This is a genomic window from Clostridium neonatale (assembly GCF_900465025.1).
Lineage (GTDB): Bacteria > Bacillota > Clostridia > Clostridiales > Clostridiaceae > Clostridium > Clostridium neonatale.
In genome coordinates, this window is the sequence record NZ_UICR01000003.1 from 555,530 (window position 1) to 577,487 (window position 21,958).

The 21,958-nt window shown below is 28.7% G+C and carries 27 protein-coding genes, 1 pseudogene and 1 riboswitch; of the genes and pseudogenes, 3 read left to right on the forward strand and 25 right to left on the reverse strand.

The window, feature by feature from the left end:
• Positions 1–17: 17 nt before the first annotated feature.
• From celB to CNEONATNEC86_RS20690, 3 genes are all read right to left on the reverse strand, one after another.
• Positions 18–1,289 carry a PTS cellobiose transporter subunit IIC gene (gene celB, locus CNEONATNEC86_RS20680; protein WP_058293295.1) on the reverse strand — a complete coding sequence of 424 codons (1,272 nt, stop codon included), beginning with the start codon at positions 1,287–1,289 and terminating at the stop codon, positions 18–20.
• A gap of 190 nt (positions 1,290–1,479) precedes the next feature.
• Positions 1,480–2,223 carry a MurR/RpiR family transcriptional regulator gene (locus CNEONATNEC86_RS20685; RefSeq protein WP_058293294.1) on the reverse strand — a complete coding sequence of 248 codons (744 nt, stop codon included), beginning with the start codon at positions 2,221–2,223 and terminating at the stop codon, positions 1,480–1,482.
• Positions 2,224–2,362: 139 nt separating this feature from the next.
• Positions 2,363–2,683 carry a winged helix-turn-helix transcriptional regulator gene (locus tag CNEONATNEC86_RS20690; protein ID WP_058293293.1) on the reverse strand — a complete coding sequence of 107 codons (321 nt, stop codon included), beginning with the start codon at positions 2,681–2,683 and terminating at the stop codon, positions 2,363–2,365.
• Between the two features lie 320 nt (positions 2,684–3,003).
• Here CNEONATNEC86_RS20690 and CNEONATNEC86_RS20695 point away from each other — a divergent pair, with 320 nt between their 5' ends.
• Entirely contained in the window at positions 3,004–3,405 is a 402-nt protein-coding gene (locus tag CNEONATNEC86_RS20695) for a pyridoxamine 5'-phosphate oxidase family protein (RefSeq protein WP_159136749.1), read from the forward strand.
• 112 nt (positions 3,406–3,517) lie between these two features.
• On the opposite strand, the gene CNEONATNEC86_RS20700 is transcribed toward CNEONATNEC86_RS20695, so the two are convergent.
• Positions 3,518–4,321, reverse strand: a complete 804-nt coding sequence (locus CNEONATNEC86_RS20700; RefSeq protein WP_159136750.1) for a hypothetical protein — start codon at positions 4,319–4,321, stop codon at positions 3,518–3,520.
• On the reverse strand, positions 4,312–4,893 hold the full coding sequence (locus CNEONATNEC86_RS20705) for an RNA polymerase sigma factor (RefSeq protein ID WP_058293290.1): 582 nt from the start codon (positions 4,891–4,893) through the stop codon (positions 4,312–4,314). Before CNEONATNEC86_RS20705 ends, CNEONATNEC86_RS20700 begins: the two co-directional genes overlap by 10 nt.
• Before the next feature lie 231 nt (positions 4,894–5,124).
• On the opposite strand from CNEONATNEC86_RS20705, the gene CNEONATNEC86_RS20710 reads away from it, so the two are divergent.
• Entirely contained in the window at positions 5,125–6,012 is an 888-nt protein-coding gene (locus CNEONATNEC86_RS20710) for a LysR family transcriptional regulator (protein WP_058293289.1), read from the forward strand.
• A 159-nt stretch (positions 6,013–6,171) separates the two neighbouring features.
• Here the strand turns inward: CNEONATNEC86_RS20710 and CNEONATNEC86_RS20715 are convergent, their stop codons facing one another.
• The 4 genes from CNEONATNEC86_RS20715 to CNEONATNEC86_RS20730 form a co-directional block, all read right to left on the reverse strand.
• The gene (locus CNEONATNEC86_RS20715; protein WP_338132735.1) at positions 6,172–6,750 is read right to left on the reverse strand and encodes a chromate transporter; all 579 of its coding nucleotides are present in this window, start codon (positions 6,748–6,750) and stop codon (positions 6,172–6,174) included.
• Between the two features lie 5 nt (positions 6,751–6,755).
• Positions 6,756–7,325: a chromate transporter gene (locus CNEONATNEC86_RS20720; RefSeq protein ID WP_058293288.1), complete on the reverse strand. Its 570-nt coding sequence runs from the start codon at positions 7,323–7,325 to the stop codon at positions 6,756–6,758.
• Between the two features lie 122 nt (positions 7,326–7,447).
• Positions 7,448–7,771, reverse strand: coding sequence for a thioredoxin family protein (locus CNEONATNEC86_RS20725; protein ID WP_058293287.1), 324 nt, complete (start codon positions 7,769–7,771; stop codon positions 7,448–7,450).
• 20 nt (positions 7,772–7,791) lie between these two features.
• Positions 7,792–8,538 (reverse strand): hypothetical protein, encoded by a 747-nt coding sequence (locus CNEONATNEC86_RS20730; protein WP_058293286.1) that lies wholly within the window; start codon positions 8,536–8,538, stop codon positions 7,792–7,794.
• A gap of 273 nt (positions 8,539–8,811) precedes the next feature.
• Between CNEONATNEC86_RS20730 and CNEONATNEC86_RS20735 the strand changes: the two genes are divergently transcribed.
• Complete coding sequence (locus tag CNEONATNEC86_RS20735) at positions 8,812–9,438, forward strand: biliverdin-producing heme oxygenase (RefSeq protein ID WP_159136751.1); 627 nt, start codon at positions 8,812–8,814, stop codon at positions 9,436–9,438.
• Positions 9,439–9,645: 207 nt separating this feature from the next.
• On the opposite strand, the gene CNEONATNEC86_RS20740 is transcribed toward CNEONATNEC86_RS20735, so the two are convergent.
• The 16 genes and pseudogenes from CNEONATNEC86_RS20740 to CNEONATNEC86_RS20805 form a co-directional block, all read right to left on the reverse strand.
• The gene (locus CNEONATNEC86_RS20740) at positions 9,646–10,104 is read right to left on the reverse strand and encodes a hypothetical protein (protein WP_058293284.1); all 459 of its coding nucleotides are present in this window, start codon (positions 10,102–10,104) and stop codon (positions 9,646–9,648) included.
• A gap of 173 nt (positions 10,105–10,277) precedes the next feature.
• The gene (locus CNEONATNEC86_RS20745) at positions 10,278–11,639 is read right to left on the reverse strand and encodes an MATE family efflux transporter (protein WP_159136752.1); all 1,362 of its coding nucleotides are present in this window, start codon (positions 11,637–11,639) and stop codon (positions 10,278–10,280) included.
• Positions 11,640–11,952: 313 nt separating this feature from the next.
• Complete coding sequence (locus CNEONATNEC86_RS20750) at positions 11,953–12,690, reverse strand: amino acid ABC transporter ATP-binding protein (protein ID WP_058293282.1); 738 nt, start codon at positions 12,688–12,690, stop codon at positions 11,953–11,955.
• Positions 12,691–12,702: 12 nt separating this feature from the next.
• Entirely contained in the window at positions 12,703–13,479 is a 777-nt protein-coding gene (locus CNEONATNEC86_RS20755; RefSeq protein ID WP_058293281.1) for an amino acid ABC transporter permease, read from the reverse strand.
• A gap of 65 nt (positions 13,480–13,544) precedes the next feature.
• Entirely contained in the window at positions 13,545–14,363 is an 819-nt protein-coding gene (locus CNEONATNEC86_RS20760; protein ID WP_058293280.1) for a transporter substrate-binding domain-containing protein, read from the reverse strand.
• Positions 14,364–14,508: 145 nt separating this feature from the next.
• Positions 14,509–14,692, reverse strand: a riboswitch (Lysine riboswitch).
• A 367-nt stretch (positions 14,693–15,059) separates the two neighbouring features.
• Positions 15,060–15,212 carry a zinc-ribbon domain-containing protein gene (locus CNEONATNEC86_RS20765; protein WP_058293279.1) on the reverse strand — a complete coding sequence of 51 codons (153 nt, stop codon included), beginning with the start codon at positions 15,210–15,212 and terminating at the stop codon, positions 15,060–15,062.
• 262 nt (positions 15,213–15,474) lie between these two features.
• The gene (locus tag CNEONATNEC86_RS20770; protein WP_159117167.1) at positions 15,475–15,681 is read right to left on the reverse strand and encodes a hypothetical protein; all 207 of its coding nucleotides are present in this window, start codon (positions 15,679–15,681) and stop codon (positions 15,475–15,477) included.
• A 367-nt stretch (positions 15,682–16,048) separates the two neighbouring features.
• The gene (locus CNEONATNEC86_RS20775; RefSeq protein WP_159117168.1) at positions 16,049–16,471 is read right to left on the reverse strand and encodes a DUF2000 domain-containing protein; all 423 of its coding nucleotides are present in this window, start codon (positions 16,469–16,471) and stop codon (positions 16,049–16,051) included.
• Positions 16,472–16,621: 150 nt separating this feature from the next.
• A complete protein-coding gene (locus tag CNEONATNEC86_RS21880) occupies positions 16,622–16,750 on the reverse strand; it encodes a hypothetical protein (protein ID WP_268259372.1) in 129 nt (42 codons plus the stop codon).
• Between the two features lie 107 nt (positions 16,751–16,857).
• On the reverse strand, positions 16,858–17,139 hold the full coding sequence (locus CNEONATNEC86_RS20780; RefSeq protein WP_159136753.1) for a hypothetical protein: 282 nt from the start codon (positions 17,137–17,139) through the stop codon (positions 16,858–16,860).
• Positions 17,140–17,178: 39 nt separating this feature from the next.
• Positions 17,179–17,454 (reverse strand): annotated as a pseudogene (locus CNEONATNEC86_RS20785) (MFS transporter); the annotation flags it as partial.
• A 422-nt stretch (positions 17,455–17,876) separates the two neighbouring features.
• A complete protein-coding gene (locus CNEONATNEC86_RS20790; RefSeq protein WP_159136789.1) occupies positions 17,877–18,677 on the reverse strand; it encodes an RpnC/YadD family protein in 801 nt (266 codons plus the stop codon).
• Between the two features lie 105 nt (positions 18,678–18,782).
• Positions 18,783–19,232, reverse strand: a complete 450-nt coding sequence (locus CNEONATNEC86_RS20795; RefSeq protein ID WP_159136754.1) for a hypothetical protein — start codon at positions 19,230–19,232, stop codon at positions 18,783–18,785.
• A gap of 87 nt (positions 19,233–19,319) precedes the next feature.
• Positions 19,320–21,017 carry a recombinase family protein gene (locus tag CNEONATNEC86_RS20800; RefSeq protein WP_159136755.1) on the reverse strand — a complete coding sequence of 566 codons (1,698 nt, stop codon included), beginning with the start codon at positions 21,015–21,017 and terminating at the stop codon, positions 19,320–19,322.
• The gene (locus CNEONATNEC86_RS21885; protein ID WP_276508238.1) at positions 20,989–21,123 is read right to left on the reverse strand and encodes a hypothetical protein; all 135 of its coding nucleotides are present in this window, start codon (positions 21,121–21,123) and stop codon (positions 20,989–20,991) included. The genes CNEONATNEC86_RS20800 and CNEONATNEC86_RS21885 overlap by 29 nt, the downstream gene beginning before the upstream one ends.
• Positions 21,124–21,264: 141 nt before the next feature.
• Positions 21,265–21,849 (reverse strand): amidophosphoribosyltransferase, encoded by a 585-nt coding sequence (locus CNEONATNEC86_RS20805; RefSeq protein WP_159136756.1) that lies wholly within the window; start codon positions 21,847–21,849, stop codon positions 21,265–21,267.
• Positions 21,850–21,958: the final 109 nt, after the last annotated feature.

Sequence of the window (21,958 nt, forward strand, 5' to 3'; positions counted from 1 at the left end):
TTTTAAATATATTTTAATTATTTATTTTCAGACTCTATCTCATTCCTATCCACCATTCTGAAAAATGGATAATAAATTAAAACATCCATAAATATCAATGCAATTTGCAATAGAGCACCACTAAAATGTCCTCCTGTTGCTAAAAATCCACTAATTATTGGTGGCATTGTCCAGGCTACGCTAATACCTACTGTTTTCATTACTAAACCAGAGGTCATGGCAAAATAAGTAATCACTGCATTCATAACTGGTGCTAAAATAAATGGAATAAATAAACTTGCATTCATAACAACCGGCAATCCAAACATTACAGGCTCATTAATATTAAATATTCCAGGCACAAATGTTAATTTTCCTAACATTTTTGTATGTGTAGATTTTGCCATAAAAAATAATAATATTATTAATCCTATAGTTGCACCACTACCACCAATATAAACAAAATTATCCATAAACGGTTGTGTTATTATATTGGGGATTTTTTCGCCAGCCTGCCATGCAAGACGATTAGCATCTGTGTTCATAATCCACATAGGTTGGAATATTGAATTGACTATACTTCCTCCATGAATCCCAAACAACCATAATAATGAATTTAAAGAAACAACAACTATTGTTCCTATTAATGTTCCTCCCAATAATCCAAGTGGTTTTCCTAAAACAATCATAACCACATCATGAATGCTTCCAATACTTGTCACTTCAAATATTTTATATAATACTCCAAATAATAATATTATTACAGCTCCAGGAATTAATGCTGTAAATGACTTACTTACTGCTGGTGGAACTGCGTCTGGCATTTTAATTACAATATCTTTTTTAACAAAATAACGAAAAATTTCTGCTGATACTATACCAATAACGATTGCAGCAAATAATCCTTTACTGCCCATTAACCCTATTGGAATTCCTTCTCCTGCATCTGCCATAACGCTTGGTGTAGAAATTATAAAAGAAGATAATGAGATAATTCCTGCTGATAAACCATCAACTTCATAAGAGTTTGCCAAGCTATATGCTACAGAAAATGAAGCAACTAATCCCATAATACCAAATGAACCGTTGACCAGTTTTCCAATCCAAACATCTAAGTTGCCATGTGATGCTAACCATTCTGTGTAACCATTAATAGGTAAGTTACCAAAAACCAAAAACATGGAACCAATAATAATCAATGGCATTGCACCCATCATTCCATCACGTATACATAGTAAGTGTTTTTGACTTCCTATTTTCCCAGCTGTTGGCGCAATCTTTTCTTGTATTTTTTCAAAAAAAGTATTCATAAAAAACCTCCTCTATTTATAAAAAACAAACTGCTATAATAACTATTTTCTTTTTAATATAATTTGTAATTGCAACTACAAGCTAATTATAAAGTATATCGTTTTCAAAATCATTAAAATAGAAAAAAGAGTGATAGGTTATATCTAATAAAACCTGTCACTCAAAAAAAAACATGTTACTAAAAAATAACTATTTATTATTACATTCTAACTGAGATAGATGAAAAGTAAGCTTTTCAATAATATTCATTACTGGAATTTGAGAAGTTAAATTTACTTTTTTCTCTCCTTTTATTTGTAAAGGCAAATAATAACTAATTACTAAATCAGATAGTTTAGCTATTGTACTCATTTCACTATTTGTTATAGAAATAATTACACAATCAAAATTTCGAAATTGTCTTAATTGATTTATTATATCTTCTGTCTCTCCCGTTACAGAAAAGACGATAATTACTATTTCATCATAGAATCCATCAGGAACAAGAAAATATGGATAATCAATATATACAGCAAATCTCCCTATATTAACAAAACACCTAGAAGCATATTTAGCTAAAATACCTGATGTCCCTATTCCTAAAAAAATAATTTGTTTGCTTTTGTGAATAATTTTAGTAGCATCTAATATTTTTTGTACTTCTGAAGGCTGATTAGAACGTTCAAAATAATCCATAATAGCATAATCATCTGTATTTAACTTAAAATCTTTATCTGTTTCTGCGATCTGTTCTTTTAATTTATATTTAAATTCATAAAATCCTTCACAGTCCATTTTCTTACAAAATCTCAATATAGTAGTAGTTGAAACATGAACATTTTTAGCTAACTCTCTTATTGTCAATTTTAAAACTATATCATGATTTTTAATTATATATTCATATACTTGTAATTCTAAATCATTTAAGCTTTCTATTTGCTTGTATGTAAACATATACATTGCCCCTTCACGCAAAAATTGTTATTAATAGTAATTATATCATCTAAATATATTTTTATCAAAATCACTCAATATGAAATTTTACACATTTTCATATAAAAATATAACTCTTATATTTCATCTTTTATTTACACTATTCAATAGACTTTTTATAATTAAGTCCCCAGTCAATCATAGCATCTAAAATTGGTTTTAGACTATATCCCATTTCAGTTAATGTATATTCTACTCGTGGTGGAACTTCTGCATAAACCTTTCTAGTTAAAAGACCGCTTTCTTCCATATCTCTTAAATTTGAGGTTAAAACCTTTTGAGTTATATCTCCAATAGACTTTTTTAATTCTCCAAATCTCTTGGTTCCAGTTAGAAGATCACGCATAATTAACACCTTCCACCTGTTTCCTATAAGCTTTAATGTAATTTCTACAGGGCAGTCTGGCAGTTTCTTTTCCATAGCTTTCCCCCTCCTTTTTTAAAGTTATCTATATATTTAGTTCATTATAGCATATTACATACCAAAAGATACTATTGAAAAATTTATAGATAATATTAAGTTGAACATAATACTTAATATGGCACTTATAATCATTTTGACTACATACTCTTATTATATTTAAAATTTGTATTCAACACTTAATCCTACATTCCTTCTAAAGAGTATCCCTTAAGAAACTATACCACTTTAAAGTGCGTACTTTTCAGGCCTCTATCTATATTTTATTATTTATTCATAGAAACAAACTCATAAGAAGAGTTTCAGGAGGTAATTATAAAATGAATGAAGTAGTAAAATTTTTAAATGAAAATCCAGTGCAATACCTAGCAACAGTAGGACGTGATGGCAAAGCAAAATGCCGCCCATTTATGTTCTGCTTTGAAAAAGAAGGGAGACTATGGTTCTGTACAAATAATACAAAAGATGTCTATAAAGATATACAAGCAAATCCTGAAATCGAAATATCAGTATCAAGCCCATCATATGCATGGATTCGATTAAACGGTAGAGCAATGTTTGAAAATGACATGGAAGTTAAACAAGGCTGCATGGAAAATCCTATAGTTAAAGGGCAATATAAAAATGCTGAAAATCCAATATTTGAAGTATTTTATTTAGATAATGCAAAAGCAGTAATAGCTGATTTCTCTGGAAATCCCCCAAGAGAATACACTCTATAATAAACATAAAAACATTGTAAATATAAAAATCATCTCTAAAACAAATCCCACTAAGCAAGATTAAATAATATCACTTAATGGGATTTCAACTATGTGTATATATGCTAAATCTCTATTTATTTATAATATCTTTAGCCATTTTAATCATATCTTCTTTGCTTACATCATTATAATTAGAATTTAAAATAGAATAACTTATGCCATCTTTATACCACGAAACACTTTGCATAGTATCTTCTGAAATTTCATCTGCTCCATATCCAATTTGTAGCTTTCCTTCTGATTCTAATTTTAAATCTTCTTCTGTTTTTTCATAATCTACTGGCACAGCTTTATATTGAAAAGTAGTATAATAAATATCAACATTATTATAATTTGTTTTTTCTTCATTTGCTTCATGTTGGATTTCTTTTTCATCAATCTTTATTGCACTCAAACTTAAATATTGATTTTTCTCTTCATCATTTCTTGAATATCTAAAATCTGCTGACTTTGTTTGTAATGTAGTCTTACCATTATCACCTTGTATTTCATTATTACTAAAGTTAAATGATTTAAACTCAAAACCACCATCAAAACTTTCTACATATTTAGGTAAAAAGCCAACTGTATCTTTTACTACATTTTCTGTTGGAAACTTAGTAATTTCAGTAAGATGAGAACTTGATGATATCCAGGCTCCACGTGTTGCTGCTATACAAGTTATTGTTGTTGCTATACACAAAACTCCTGCTGCTAATAATGTTTTAATCTTTAATCTTCCAAATTTCATATTTAAAAATCCCCTTTCATTTCTTCTTAGAACTTCTCCTCTAATTTTAAAAAACATATCATCTGGTGCTGATGCTTCTTCAGCTTTATTATTTAAGTATTCTGTAATTTCTTTATCAATATCTTTATTAGATTTTAATTGCATTGAACTTCACATCCTTTTTTACTATTACTTTGAGCACTATTAACATTCATCAAGGCTACTTTTAGGTTCTTTCTTGCACTATGAAGTCTTGATTTTACTGTACCTTCAAAACACCCCATAATCTTAGCAATTTCTTTTATTGTAAATCCATTAAAATAATATAATACAATAACAGTTTTTTGCTTTAATTCTAAATTATCAATCTCAGCACGAAGCATTTTTGATTCTTCATTCCTTATATATGAATGTAATGATTTATCGATATTTTCATTTTTTGCTTTTTCAAAAATATCTTCAACTGGAAGCACAGCTTTATCCTTTTTCATATAATCCCAAGCAGTCCTTGTAAGGATTTTAAATAACCAGGATTTGAACTGTTCAACATTTTTCAAATCTTTTATTTTTAGATAACATTTTACAAATGTTTCTTGTACAATATCTTCACTTGTGAATTTATTATTTGTAATAAGATATGCATACCTAATGGCTTGATTTTTGTATATTTCAAATATTTCCTCAAAAGCATTCATATCACCAGCCTGGATTTTTTTCACAACTTCTGTTTCATTCACTTACATCACTCTTTTCAAAATTGTTTGAGATGCATCTCTACATATTAGAGCCTTCTATTTAAAAAATGGTTCATTTTAAAACAAAAAATTTTATTATTATAACTTGATTATATATTAACTACACATTATGCAAATTATTATTCTGTATAATCTAAAAGAAAATGGATATAAAAAATATAGTATAATATTCTTAGAAATATTTATACTATATTTTTTTATGAGGTTTATATTATGACTATAAGGCATCTAAAAATATTTATAACTGTTGCTGAATGTGGAAAAATGAGAAAAGCTGCAGAACTTTTATTCATATCTCAGCCATCAGTAAGTCAGGCTATTCGTGAACTTGAAGAACACTATAACGTTAAGCTTTTTGAGCGTATTTCTCAAAAACTCCATATTACAGAAGAAGGCACATTGCTATTATCTCATGCTCAGCATATTGTTGATTCATTTGAAAATATGGAGCTTGCTATGAAAAACATAGGAAAATCAACTAAAATAAGAATTGGTGGAAGCGTATCTGTCGGGACATATTTAATGAATGATATTATTGAACGTCTTGAAAATAGAATTCAAAATATAGATACTTTTGTTACTATAAATAATACATTTGAAATTGAAAATATGATTTGTAGAAGTGAGCTTGATGTAGCTATAGTTGAAGGAATAATCAAGAATCCAGATATTGTGAAAATTCCATTTTGCGAGGATGAATTAGTAATGGTAGTCGGTAAAGCTCATCCTTTTTACAGTAAGAAGCAGCTATCACTTTCAGATTTAGAAGGCCAATCTTTGCTTTCAAGAGAACCTGGAAGTTCTGATAGAAATCAGTTTGAGCAATTATTAGCTGAACATAATATTAATGTGGTAAAAAAATGGACCTGTACTAATACAGAAGCTATCAAAAATGCTGTTACAAATGGTAAGGGAATTGCTATCTTATCAAAAATGCTTATAAATAATGAATGTAAAAAAGGTAAATTAAAAATATTAAGTTTTAGAGATGTAAGCATAAAACGTCAGATTAAACTCATATACCATAAAAATAAATACATCTCAAAATCAATTGAAGAACTTATTGACATATGCTCTAGCTTTAATATGAGTTCTAAATAATAAAAAGTATCAGTTAAATCAATTTTAAAATCAAAAATTAATTTTCTGATACCTTTTATATTTAATATTTAAATGACATTTCTAACCTTTTATTATGGTATATTTCTTTATAATATAAATTTCAACTATTATCTATATATTTCTATTATTTAAATAACTCTAAAATATAAAATCTTTTATTACATAAAGTAAAGTTCCAACTACTCCGCTTCCAAAAATAATTGCAATAGCACTTGCTTTATATTTTCTAAGGATATATAAACATCCTCCAAATAATATAAATTCTATCACTCTAAAATCACTGATTGCAAATGAAAAAATATCACTTTGGAATAAGCCAAGCATTAATATTGATGCACCTGCTGATCCAATAAGCGCAACTACTGCTGGTCTAAGTGAAGCTAATACAACTTGAACCCCACCAAAGCTTCTATATTTGTAATAAAAATGAGCTAAAGTTAAACATATTATAAATGATGGAATAATACATCCAAGTGTACATATAAATGCTCCAAATGGTCCTGCAAGTCTTGTTCCAACGAATGTAGATGCATTAATCGAAATCGGACCTGGTGTCATTTCTGCAATTGTTATAAGATCAGTAAACTCTTCCATAGTCATAAGTTCATATATATTAACAACTTGAGCCTGTATAAGAGGAATTGCTGCATATCCTCCACCTACGCTAAAAAGTCCAACTTGTATGAATGCAAAAAATAGCTTTAATAATAATATCACCTTAGTTATGCCTCCTTCTTGCTCATTGATACAAATAAATCAATAATCCCTATACTTAAACAAATTAATATTATAAGCATTGCGCTTACATTAAAGAAGTAAGTGCTTATAAAGGCAATAACCATCATAGCAATATACATCACTCTTTTTGTTTTACAAACATTCTTTGCAAGATTAATAGTGACATCCAAGATAACAGCCGCAACCCCTGCACGCATTACTTGAAGAGCTATTGCTATATATTTATTTTCTCTAAATTGATTATAAAATAATGATATTGCAGATATGATAACCATTGGCGGAATAATAGTACCTAAAATTGCAACAAGTGAACCAATTATACCATACATACGATATCCTATAATTACAGATGCATTTACTGGAAGTGGCCCTGGTGATGATTGTGTAATTGCTGTGATATCAAGCATCTCATCTTCTTCAATCCATTCAAGTTCTTCAACGAATTTCTTTTTCATTAAAGAGACAATTACAAATCCCCCTCCAAATGTACATGCACTTAACATAAACATTGATTTAAATAATTTCCATAAGACCTTAGGGTCTTTTTTATCCATTACATTTCCCCTCTTTTCACTTTATCTTCTGATATTATTTTAATTTAAAAAATTCTATATGTATAATACGTAAAAAATATAAAACTGATAGGTATTTACCTATCAGTTTTTATACATAAAAATTAAAATATCATTTTATAATATCTTTCAATATCCCTCTCAAGCTCTAATAAGTTCACATTTCTACCTATTCTTAAATACTCCTTACCTTTTATGTACAATAAAAATATAGGAAATGAAAATACATTATATTTAGCTGCAACCTCTAAATTATCTTCTCCATTTATTTCACAAGCTTGAATTTTAGGATATCTTTTTATAATGCTCTCAATTTTAATCTTTATTGATTCACATGCTCCACATTTGCTTCCTGTAAAAAATACTACTTCCATCATATTGTTCTTTATTTCTTGCTTTATATCTTCATCACTACTTACTTTTTTCACATCAATTTCTCCTTTCCCAATTATCTTAGAAATTTATCTTTAACAAAATCTATCATTTGCTTCTGATTTTCACTAAATACTTTTATTCTATTAACATTTGCTCCTGATGGATGAGGAAACCCTTTAAGTATTTGATTATCATTAATTATACCTTCTTCTTGAAGTTTACACAGAACAACTTCAACGGCTCTGCCTAGTGGTATTAATAATATATTTTTAGACTCATTAAGCATATTAAATTCATCTATGAAATTTTTATAAACATACCTCATCAAAAAATTGCTATTTATTAATTTAGGTTTATGTCCTGAATAATTTTCTTTTTTCACAAAAACAGGATAAGGAATTAAAGATACTGTATGTAATAAATAATCTTTTTCTTCAAACAGCTCAGCGCAGCTATTTAAGTTCAGCGCTTCATTAAGCTTTATATCATCAAGCATACTTATTATATTCTTTCGTAAAGCACCACTAAATCTCGCATTAGCTTTACACTTATACTGAATCTCTTCGATATTATCACTAATTTCAATTTCTTTTCTTGCAGTTGCTATAGCTGTACTCATTTGTTGAAATCCTGGTGTTATTCCAATTATAAATATCTTAGCTATTACATTCAAATATTCATTATGTGGTGAATAATATATCTCAATATCATCATATTTTTCAATTAAAAAATCTTTTATTAATAATTCTTGTTTTGTGTACTTATCTTTTAATGGAACGCTTCTTATTATATCCTTATAATCATATAATGTTTTTTTCATATTTACCTCTTTATATATTAAGTAATCAATAAAATTAGTATTTGAAATAAACTCTAAAAGATTCCACAAAAATATATATCATTAAATTACATACATAATTATAAAATATTTTAATATTTTGTGATATATAGTGAATTATAAAGAAAACACTAGTATTTCTTAGTATTTTAATGATACTTCACATTAAATAAATATAATTTAGTACTTGATAATTATTATCATAAGATTTATATTATTATTAAGAAATAATTTCAAATAAAAGAGGTAATTAACATGAAATTTATGATGAGTATTAGAGAAAAAACTGCACAACTTCATAGTGCAGCTGAAAATACTGGATATATAAAAAAAATATTAGATGGTACTGCTACATTAAAAGGATATGCTGAATATATCTATAATTTAGAAAGAATGTACAGGGCAATAGAAGAAGCATTAGATAAGAATAAAGATAATGAAATCATTAAACCATTTGTTACAAAAGAATTATATCGTTCTGAGCGCATGAGAAAAGATTTAGATTTTTTATTAAAAGATGGATTAAATTTCCTTAAGCCATTATCATCAACAGAAGCATGTGTTGCAAGAATAGAAGAAATATCTAAATATAAACCTGAACTCATAATTCCATATGCGTATACAAGATTCTTAGCAGATTTATTTGGCGGAAGAACTTTTCTTTCTATATTAACTAAAAACTATAAAATACCCGAAGAAGGATTAAATTATTATCAATTTCCTGATATAAATGACATCAAAGAATATGTTATGAAATACCATAATATGCTAGGGGAAATTAATCTACCAGATGATATGAAAGTAGATTTTATGAATGAAATATCTAATGCTTATATTTATAATATTGCAATATCCAATGAGTTAGAAGCAAAATTAAAATAACATTTATTAATTAAAGGTATGCTATTTAGATGGGATATTGAATTTTCTTATATAGTATAATTTAATATCCCGTTTTAAGTTGGTATTACTAGATTAATTAATGCTAACATACTCCCGATCTTATATATAAATTCCTATATTTTTGTATTTATATATATTTATATTCCTATATTCTTATATTCTTATATTTATATATTCACAAATATGCTATATTCCAATAATAGGTTGACTAATATCTCTATTGTATATACCTATAGCTGCTATTAATGCATAATATGTTCCTAAGGTTCTCAATATATTTGATATATTTGCATTTACGTTTGGTTCAAGAGAAAAATCAAACTCTCCATTAATCTTTCTTTCATATAAATGTTGATACCTTATAAAGCTAATTGCTGTGTATGCTACTCTTGCTAACATTAATAATTGTATGGATTGAACCGCTGGGATATCTGGATTAGGTACCCTTTTGGTGTTCTTATCATATTTATTATAAATTAACTCGATGCTCTCAATAGTTGAGACATATGATAAAATATCTGATAAAATAATGATTATATCAGCTGAATGCTGAATGTTTAATAAGTATAATTCTTCTTTATCATATTCTGTAATGCTCTCAAAATCTATATTTCCTTCATTATAATCAGAATAATTATAATCCACTATAAAGCTACCTCCTAAAAGCATTCCCTATTCTATAATATTATTTGTTATAAATTTAGTTCTTATTTTATGTTCAATATTACTCACAATCCTTCATTAAATTATTAAATTGAACTTAATAAACTGGTATCAATTTATTATTTAAGTAAATTTTATGGTGAAACGATATGTTCCTAAGAACTCTCTTTACTTTTATAATTTTCTTCAAATTTTCTGATTCTATAATAATATGTAATCATTAAAATAATTGTAGCCATAATCCATGCAGCAACTTCTGCTGCTGGTATAGCAAGAAATCCAAGTAAAGATGATAGAATAATTACTGCCCCAATTCTCGCTACAAATTCTACAATTCCAGATATCATTGGAATAAATGTATCACCTATGGCCTGAAGAGTTGAACGGTAAACAAATAATAACCCTAAAACCCACAATAAAAGTGAAGTTACAACTAAATACTGATATCCTATTGAAATAACTTCTGTTTCACCACCAGATACAATTAAAGCTAATAGCTCTTTACCAAATAATACAACTAAAACTCCTAATGCAATGTTTATTACCCCTAAAATAACATTTGTATTTCTAACGCCTTCCCTTATTCTATCAATCTTATTTGCCCCTAAATTCTGACCAGCATATGTTGCTATTGCAAAACCAAACGTATTTCCTACCTGCTCTAAAATAACTATAACCCTTGATCCTGCTGAATATCCCGCAACATAAACTGCACCATATCCATTAACAACAACTTGAAGTACCATGACTCCTACTGCCGTAACAGAATTCATAAGTGCTACAGGTATTCCTAATATAAATGACTTTTTAAATAGTGATCCATTAAATTTCCAATCCTCTTTATGTATTCTTATCTCTTTTATTTTATGAATTTTATAGTAACAGAATATAGAAGAAATAAGTTGAGCAATCACAGTTGCATACGCAGCCCCATTAACCCCCATCTTTAAAACTACTATAAAATAAATATCTAAAACTATGTTAATTATTGAAGATATAAATAATGAATACAATGGTGTTTTTCCATCACCAAATGCTCTAAGTATTCCTGAAAGAAAATTAAAAGCAATATTTACCATTATTCCTGCAAAAATAATTCTAATATAAGAATCAGCATCGTTAATAATATTATCTGGAGTCCTTAATATCTCCAATAACTCTCTGGAGTACATTACACTTATAACAGTTATTATAATTCCTACTATGGCATATAGGTATACTGACATTGTTATGGATTTACGAATTTTCTTATAATTATCTGCCCCATAATATTGTGCCACTAATATTGATAATCCTTGAGTAAGTCCTAAAACAAACCCTAATACTAAGAAGTTTATAGAACCTGTTGAACCAACAGCGGCTAATGCATTAACTCCAATAAATCTTCCAACAATAACTGTATCAACCATATTATAAAGCTGCTGAAATATGTTTCCCAATAGTAGCGGTATTGCAAAACTAATAATTAATTTAGTTGGATTACCAGATGTCATATTTTTTACTACTTCTTTGTGCATCAATCTTCCTCCAATTTATGCTTATTTAAACCCCATATAATTTCTAATTTAATTATAACTTTATATTATATACTATCTATATTCAATATATTTTGAACATATAAAAACAATGTTACATATTTTTGTATAAATCACCAATTTTACTGTAACATTGTTTCTAAAAATATAAATATAATTTTTCTCTTCATCAATCCATGCCTTTGTAATAGTACAGGCTAGACTCCATGAGGCGCAAATCCATCAGTAAGAGAATAATTTTGATGTTCAACATCATTTAATCTATTGTTTATATACAAAAAAACTAGGCATAAACCTAGTTTTTTAAAGTACGTTTTAAGAATTCTCTTGTTCTTTCTTTTTTAGGATTATTGAAAATCTCTTCTGGATCTCCTTCTTCTTCGATAATACCATTATTCATAAATACAACTCTATCTGATACTTCTCTTGCAAATTCCATTTCATGAGTTACAACTAGCATAGTAAGTCCGCTTTCTGCAAGTTCCTTCATTACCTTTAATACTTCTCCAACCATTTCAGGATCTAAAGCAGATGTTGGCTCATCAAATAATATTACATCAGGTTCCATAGATAATGCTCTTGCTATTGCTACCCTTTGTTTTTGTCCACCAGATAATTGTTTTGGCTTAGCATTTATATAATTACTCATACCTACAATCTCTAAATACTTCATAGCAACTTTTTCAGCTTCTTCTCTACTTCTTCCTAAGACCTTCATTTGTCCAACTACACAGTTACTTAAAACATTGTGGTTGTTAAATAAATTAAATTGCTGAAATACCATTCCTAATTTAGTTCTATATTTATATATATCATGTTTATCATCTAATATATTTTCACCATTATATATAATTTCCCCGCCTGTTGGTTTTTCTAAAAGATTTACACATCTTAATAATGTTGATTTTCCAGATCCTGAAGATCCTATAATACAAACAACTTCTCCCTTATTAACTGAAAAATCTATATCTTTTAAAACCTTATGGTCTCCAAAGGATTTACTTAAGTGTTTAATTTCAATTATTTTTTCCATTTCGATTCCTCCTTAAGCTACCACATTACCATTAACTTTTTTAGCTATATCTTCTGGTGTTTCAACTTGCATTTGATTTCCTGCAATAATATAATTTTCTGGTCCATCTAGTTTCTTTTCTATTGCTCTTAATATTCTTGTAACTGTAAATGTCATAATGAAATAGATTATACATGATATAAAGAACGATTCAAAATATCTGAAATTATTTCCTGATATAGTCTTAGTTTGGAAATATAGTTCTGATACAGATATAACATTTAATACAGATGTATCTTTTATATTTATTACGAACTCATTACCTGTTGCTGGTAAAATATTTCTAACAACTTGTGGTAATACTACATTTATCATAGTCTGAAAATGATTCATTCCTATTGCTTGCGCTGCTTCAAATTGTCCCTTATCTATTGAAACAATACCACCTCTTACTATTTCAGACATATATGCACCTGTATTTACTGATACTATAAATAGTCCTGCTAAAACTCTATCTATGTCTATTCCAAAAGCTGCCGCAGATCCATAATAAATAACCATAGCTTGCACTATCATAGGAGTTCCACGGAAAAACTCTATATAAATCGATAAAATTGAGTTAATTATTTTTAGAAATACTCTTTTAGTTCCTTTTTCTGGAATAGGAATTGTCCTTATAACTCCCACTATAAGACCTATAAGCGTTCCCACTAATGTTCCTATTATAGAAATTAATAATGTCATTCCAGCCCCACGTAAAAGCATTGGCCAGTTATTTTGCAGTATCTTAATTATCCATTCTAGACTCATAAAAAACTCTCCTTAAAATATTTAATTATAGGATTTAGGCTTTTTATAATAATCTATACCCTGAGCTATTGAGCCGCTGGTTGATTTTTAATAGCCGTATCCATTATTTCTAATCTTTCTTCTTCTGATATTCCTTTTAAAATTTCATTTATCTTATCTTTTAATTCACTTCCCTTTTGTACACCAACTGCTATAGCTGTATCTTCTTCTGATGTAACAAAACCATCTTTAAATTCTATCATTTTAAAGTTGTCATTTGCCATTTGAGCACTTAAGGCTTCTGGTCTTTCTGTGACATAACCATCTATAACTCCGCTTTCTAAAGCAACTCTCATAGCTGGGAAATTATCCATAGCTGGTTGTTTATTAACTGATGGTATTTGATCTATTACTGAATAGTGGAAAGTATTTAATTGAGCTGTTATTTTAGCTCCTGAAAAATCATTTAGTGTCGTTGCATTATCATATGCTCCACCATTTTTTACTAGCATTACTAGGTCTGACTTATAATAAACATCTGAAAAATCTATTGTTTCCTTACGTTCTTCTGTTGGAGACATACCTGCAATAATAGCATCTATTTTTCCCGATGTTAATGATGGTACTAATCCATCCCATTCAGTTTTAACTATAACTAATTCTTTTCCTAATGAATCAGCTATTTTCTTTGCTATTTCTACGTCATATCCGCCAGCATATTCCGAACTTCCTTCTATTTTTACTGCACCATTTGAATCATCCAGCTGAGTCCAATTGAAAGGTGCATATCCTGCTTCCATCCCTACTCTAAACACATTTTCTGATGAAGCCTTTGTCCCACATCCTGTTAATGTCATTGTTGCTGTTACCACAGCTAAAATTAGTGCTGATAATCTTTTTTTCATATTTACCCTCTCCTTTTTTATAATAAAAAAACCAACCCAAAGGGCTGGTACTATCTTCAATATTTTAGATAATATTATATGAATTTATAAAAACTACTACTATATGGCCTAGCTTAAATTTCATATAATATCCCCTCATCTTTCTAATTGAGATAGCACAACTTAATAAACTGGGGAGTTTATTAAGACAGTCCTGCAGCTCTTAACTACAGACCCAGCAAGCAACACTGAGATATATTGCAAACTTCGGCAAAATCCCCTTCTCCATAGCTTCATTGCTCTCTCTAGCTCTGCTAAAGACTGTTGGATTCTGCGCCTCTACCTCACAGTAAAGTGAGGCATATATTTAATTTTATGACATAATGATAACTATATATTTAGCTTTTGTCAATCTTTTTAAAATTTTTTTATTAATATTAAAAATTAAAATTCGTTTATAGATTTATACTTATAAATTAATTCTTTTTAATACGATTCTCTGTTAATTTTTAATTATATAATTTCAGCAAATTTCACATTTACTTTCACTGCTATATAAGTTCCCCCCCACAAAAAGCAAGTTTTGGTCTGTCACTTATGATACAGTTCTCCGTATCGCTAATAAGTGAGGTTTTTAATTAATATATTATTCATTTTTATTATAATAGAATATCAAAAAAGGTTGTAGCCTAAACTACAACCTATAACAATCTAAAATTATCTTCTATTTTGTTCTTTTTTAGCTCTTCTACAAGATGGACATCTTGTAGGCTCATTTTCGAATCCTTTTTCTTTATAGAATTCTTGTTCTCCTACTGAAAATATGAATTCACTTCCGCAATCTCTGCATGTTATTGTCTTATCTGTCATAAATATTCCTCCTAAAATTAAAGATTCTAAATTGATATAATAATCTCTAATTCTCGAGAAACTATTTACCTAAATGAAACTTTTTTTGTTAGCAAATTTGCTACTCATTTATAATAACATATTATTTATTTAATTGCAACCTTTTTTTATTATTTTTTACAATTGATAGAGATATTACCCTAAATGACGCCATACACTTTGAATGGTATAGATCTTCCAATTCTGATTCTGACAATGATAAACTAATAGGAACAGATGAAAATTATAAATTAGTTAATGCTGATGCAAATTCATTTATTAGATTAATTGGATACTTTAATGAATAAAAATTCCAAGCTATTACAGGAAGATTTAATAAAAAAGCTACAATTAGTTTTAGCTCTTCTTCATCAAAACATAAATCCAATACTTCAAAATATGAACAAACTAGCATACCTGTTGTAAGTGAAAAGAATGACAGCTCCGTCACACAAATTCCAATTCAAATAACTACAGGAAATGATAGAGCTAAAAAAGAAAATATAATATTTACTGAAGATAAAGCTAATGAGGCAATTGAAACATAAAAAAAACAAGGTAATGATGTAGCTAAAATACTTATACCTGATAATAATTATTATATATCAGAGGTAAATGTAAGTTTTCCTAAAACTACACTTTCTGCACTTTAAACTGGAAATGTCTCTTTAGAAATAAATACAGTAAATGCAAGAATTTCTTTACCAAAAGACTCTATACATGATTTATTTTTTGTATATATTTTCTATATTCTGATGTTGACATAGAATTAAGTCTTTTTGATACCTACGATTATTATAGTATTATATTTTATACAATCATCGTAACAATGGCATGCTGCCTGTTAGCTTATTGACTTTTTTCTTATGGCCACAGATAGCAAGCCCAAAATATGAGTGTTCTAATTCAGGCGTCATTGAGGCTTTTTGCAAATATTCACTATAAACATTGCAGCTTTGTGCAACATCTGAAAAATCAACAGTAATAACATCTTTATAATTATCAGTATATAACTCTTCTCTCAGTGCTCTAAGTAATTCCTTGTTTGCCTTTAGTATAGGAACTGGAATTGTGATAATGCCCAAATGACTTTTTTCTGAAGAATCAACTGCATCTTCTCCAACTAGTTCAGGTACATGTTTTCCTAATGTAATCCCAAGTATTGTACAGGTATTTGCAATAATTCCTAGAGGAAGTTCTTCATTTATTACTATAACGCATTTTGTATCCTGATTTGTCATTATTTTTTCTCCTTTATTTTTTTAATTATTTTATTTTGTTCTTTACTCTTTTATACGGTTTTAAAATATCACAAATTATTAAATTTTTCTTGTATGATATTGACATATTATATTTCATCAAAGTTCACTATTCAAAATTCCAAACTGCCATCAGTTCATGTCCTTTGGAATAACTGCTTCACCAGGTCTTAATCCCTCTATGCAGTCATCATTTATATCTTCATCTATGCATGCAGTTTCACTGTCTTCATCCAAATTTTCTGCTGCCAAAGCTTCCATATTACTTTCAAGAGTCCAATTGTAATCCTCACCTTTAGTATGTTTTTTCTTTTTTAAAGATTTTCTTTTGCTTCTTTTAATTAGGGGTACTACTACATTATTTGCTGCTAGTTCCGGACTACTAAGCGATCTTTACTCAAAGCATCATTTATTTCTGGGATACTATTTTTATTATTGTGTTTTTGTTGCTGCAATAAATTTACTTCTTCGTATTCATTAATTTGTATATTGCTTTCATTATTAACATATCTATTACTTTTATTATTAACTTCTATATTATTTTCATCATTGTTTTTATACATATGATTTTCTTTCATATTTTCAGTTTCTGCATCTTTTTTCCGCAGATTTTTTTCTTTATAATTTATATATTGTATATCTCTATCCAAGCATGACGTTCTCTATCGAACCTGTCTAAAAAGCTTGTTTTAATTTATATGCATACCTTTATGCAAAACTGGTATTGCCGTTGCTATAAGGATTATACCCATAGAAGCAGATGCAGCATGCCCAAGTGATACATAGATTTTACATCCAATGATAGGCCAAATCACTCTTGCTAAAGCCTGAATAGATTGGCTGCCTCCTTGATTTCTTCCTTGTTCACTAGAATCCACAGACTTGGATAGCATCCCATTGAAAGAAGGTCCGAAGACCGAATCACCAAAGCCGAATATAAACATTCCAGCGATATTATATGTGTATTTTTATATTCACAGGATTTATCATCAACCTTCTTCTTGATACAAAAGAAAAAGGAGAACCTCCTCCATCTGGACTTGGTTCTCCTCCACTATTTAGATACATTATTAAGTTATCATTTATAGTTAGTTATATTGAGTCAATTTTCCTTAACTCATTTATGTTAATCTTTGAAATCAACATATGCAGCAGTTTCTTATACTGTTCTCTTGAAATATTGCTCTTAATCCCTATTGAAAAATCATTACTTGTGATACAGTATTTCCACTTATAAAAATGGTATTAATCATTGCTATTACTTGGTTAAGGTCATTTTTGCCTTTACTTATGATACGGTTCTCCGTATCATACCCAAGTGATAATGCTTTTTGTATTGAAAAAGGATACCTTTTTATGATATCCTTCTATAACTAACAATTACTTCTTATTCATTTAATGCTATTCTAATCGCATTTATTTCTTTTTCTGAGAGTCCTGTTAGCTCACATATCAATTCATCTGAAAGTCCTTTTTTTATTGCAATCTTTGCTGTTTCTATCGCTTGCTCTTCTTTTCCTTCTATCTTACCCTTTTTGATTCCATCTTCAACTAGCATTTCTCCAAGCTTTGTCATACTTATCTCCTCCTTTACCTTCTCCAAATCTTTTCCGTCCAAAAATTTATCTGCAAATGCATATAGCATTGATTCAACATCATATCTATATTCATTGTCTATTTTCTTTACAAGTTTTATTGATTTTATTATCTTATCAAGCTTGCTTAGCTTTCCACTCATTATAGGTGTAAATGTTAATGCAATTAAATCCTGTTTTGTGACTTCAATATTATTATTTAGCTTTTCTTCAATTTCTTGAATCACAATATCGCCATCTTTATCAAACATAGATATTGCTTTTACACTATATTCATTTATTCCTGTTTCTAATACTGTCTTTACATTTTGAATTCCATTAGAGTATACAACATATGTTACTACATCTTTTCCAGTTTGAAAACTTAGTAATGATTCGTAAGCTCTGAATCTTCTAAGGTCATCTTTTCCTTTATCTGTTGTTTGGAATTCTACATGGATGTATGTATCATCTTCCATTAGAAAAGTGTAATCCATGTGTAGATTCTTTGCTTCTAGTACAACTATTTCTGTCGAACTTGAATCTTTTACTTTCTTATCTATTCCAAAAAACTTTAGACCTTCTTCTGCAAAGACGTCCATTGCTTTTTTCATTATCAAATCTTCGTGTTTTATATCACTATACTTAGTCAATATTCACACTCCTAACTACTATTTATATTTTTATTATAGCCTATTCTAAATTTATTAATAACAAAATTAATCTTCAATTTCAATAATATTATCCAGTTTAATTCTGCATACTTCCTTTACATTACTATCTTCGAATTCTCTTTGAATATATTCTTGAAGTATTTCATCATTTATCTTATGATATACTTCTGTTGATGCCCAAATCTTTGAAAATTCGATTATATTATCATATTCTAAATTTCTTATAGGTTCTATTAATTTTTTTATGAGAATTAAACACTTAATTGTTTCATCACTAACATTCTTGTCTCTTAAAATTTTGGCTAATTCAAAGGATAAAACTAAATCAATATATTCAGGTATTCTTCCTTCTAAAATCATTTTTATGCTTTTGTTATAAAATTCATCAACAATATCCTTTTCTTCAACAAGTTTTACTGGAATTAACCCTTCTTTTTCTATTAATCTAAAAAGTTCTGCTAATCTTATAAATAATTTATCTATTTTATTCTGCATTCTATTCACCACCTTAATTAATATTACTTAAATTCTGCTAAGTAAATTTTCACATCATTATTCATCTTAATTTAATTATATCATGCTTTATATGCAAATTCTTATATTCACAGAATTTATCATCAGCTTTCGTCTTGAAACAAAAGAAAAAGGAGAACCTCCTCCATCTGGATTGGGTTCTCCTCCGTTATTCAGATATGATATTAAGTTATCATTTATATTAATCTGTATTGAATCAACTTCCCTCAATTCATTTATAGTAATCTTTGATATCAGCATATGAAGTAACTTTTTCTTCTGCTCCATCGACTTACAATTTCCAAGCATTTCTCCTACCTTTGACAATGTCTCTTTTACCACTTCATATGAGACTTGCTGTACATTGTCATCCAAAACGTTCATCTTTAGATTGTTTACATCTTCTTGAAGAAGTCTTTCCCTTGATTGAAGTTCTGCTACTCTTTCCTTGAATTCTTCTTTAGTTATTATATCTTCTTCAAAGGCTTCAAACAGTTTGTCCTTCTTAGCTGAAATCTTATCAAGTTCCTTTGTTAGTTTTTGAAGTTCATCTTTTGATGGATCTACCTTATTTTTTCTGTCTGTATTGATGTTTTTTACTATATCTTTTACAAGCTTATCATTACTTAGTAGTTCTGAAAGCTTACCAAAAACATAGTCATTAGCTTTATCTACTCTTATTGCATTTGAATGGCAAATTGCTGTTCCTTTATTCTTCCAATTCCCACAGCAGTAGTATTCCAATCTTCGTTTAGTTCCGTCTTTTCTTGTCCTTGAAGTTCTCATGATTACCATTCCAGCTCCACATTGAGGACATTTTAGTATTCCTGTTAGTGGAAACTCTCCATCGTATATTCTTGATGGCTTTCCTTTTGAAGTTTGAAGCATACTTTGTACTTTATCCCAAAGTTCTTGTTCTATTATTGCTTCATGCTTTCCATCTACTATTAGAGGATTAGAATTTATTCCTTTTCTTCTTTTTTCACTCCAATTTGGTCTCAAATTATATCTTATCTTTCCTATATATACAGGATTATTTAAGATATCCTTTATAGCTGTAAGACTAAATGGATTACCTTTTTTAGTTTTATATCCAAACTTATTAAGGTAATTAGCAATAGCTTTATATCCATTTCCTTGAGAGTACATTGTAAAGATAGTTCTTACAATTTCAGCTTCCTTTTCATTTACTACAAGTTCTGTATCTTTTCTTTTTTTATTTGTAGTATGTTCTTTCAGCTTCAAATCATACCCTATGACAACGTTGCCATTCCAGCGTCCTTCCCTAGCTCGTGCCATCATTCCCATTTTTACATTCTGTGCTATTGTTCCACGCTCAAACTCACCTATCAATGCCACCATTTGAAAATGCATTCTTCCGCCTGGTGTAGTTGTATCAAATGGTTCTGTAGCTGATTTGAATGTGATGTTATTTCTGTCAAACAAATCTACCATATCAAGTACATCTTTAAGATTTCTGCCTATACGATTTATCTTCCATACCATGACACTATCAAATTTACCTTCATTAGCATCATTTAGAAGCTCTTTTAATGCTGGTCTTGCTGTTATGTTTTTTCCACTAATACCTTCATCACTATATATTTTATATACTGTATTTCCGTTCTTTTCACATTCATATGTGAGAAGTTTTTTCTGTTCATTTATACTGTAACCTTCTTCTGCCTGCTCTGTAGTTGAAACTCTACAATAGATTGCTACCTTTTTTGCCTGCTGATTAGCTATTATTCTTGCTGTTACTGACATTTTCCTTCACATCCTCATCATTCTTATTATTGATACATTGAAGGATGATGTCTGAAATCACCTCTATTATTTCATTTACTGTTGCTTGTTCTCTTTGTTTTTCCATGTTTACCATCCTCCTAGTATCAAATTAATAATATATATTTATCAAACATTTTATATTCATTCGTAAAACATTTATTAGCTCTATTTTTATTGGAGTCTTTGGAGCTTTTGTCTGCTCCAAAAACTCTTATGATTTGTATTACTATTTTATCTTTATGATTAGAACTGGTGAACCTTCATAGCTTGTGTATTCAGCTTCATCAAATGTCATTGAAGTTCTATTACTGAAATCTAGTTTGAACCTTTCGGCTATTTCTCTTACTAGAGGTACTGAATATATTATTAATCTATTATTATATGCTTTTACATTGAAGTTATTGTTATTATTAGGTAATTTAGTTCCTATTATCAGACTATCTTCATTGTAAGAAAATTGAAGTGTACTTGGATTTTGAAGGTATTCGCTTGCTTCTTTGTTTATTACTGCTCTGTTTCCTGTCTTTGCTTTTACTAGAGTGAAAACACCTTTAGTTGCAAGACTTCTTGCTGTGTTTTTAGCTGAAAATGGTACTGCATCAGCTATGCATTCAGCTACTTCTATACTATTTTCTTCTTTAGTTTTGTTTGAGACTTCATCTTCTTTTATGTCTTTTTCTTCTGAGATTACAGTTTCATTAGACATTAGTGTTTCTTGTTCTTCAAAATTGTTTACTTCATTATTATTCATTGTTACCACTCCTTCATTAGCTACTGATTTTTTATCTGAATTTATTCTTTTTACTGACATTGTTATCTTCCTTTCTTCTTACATTCGCCCCAGTATGCCTTTTTAGAATCCTATGTTTCCCTACTGCAAAATCCTCATGTTATCTAGCTTTACCCCTGTTTCCCCTGTT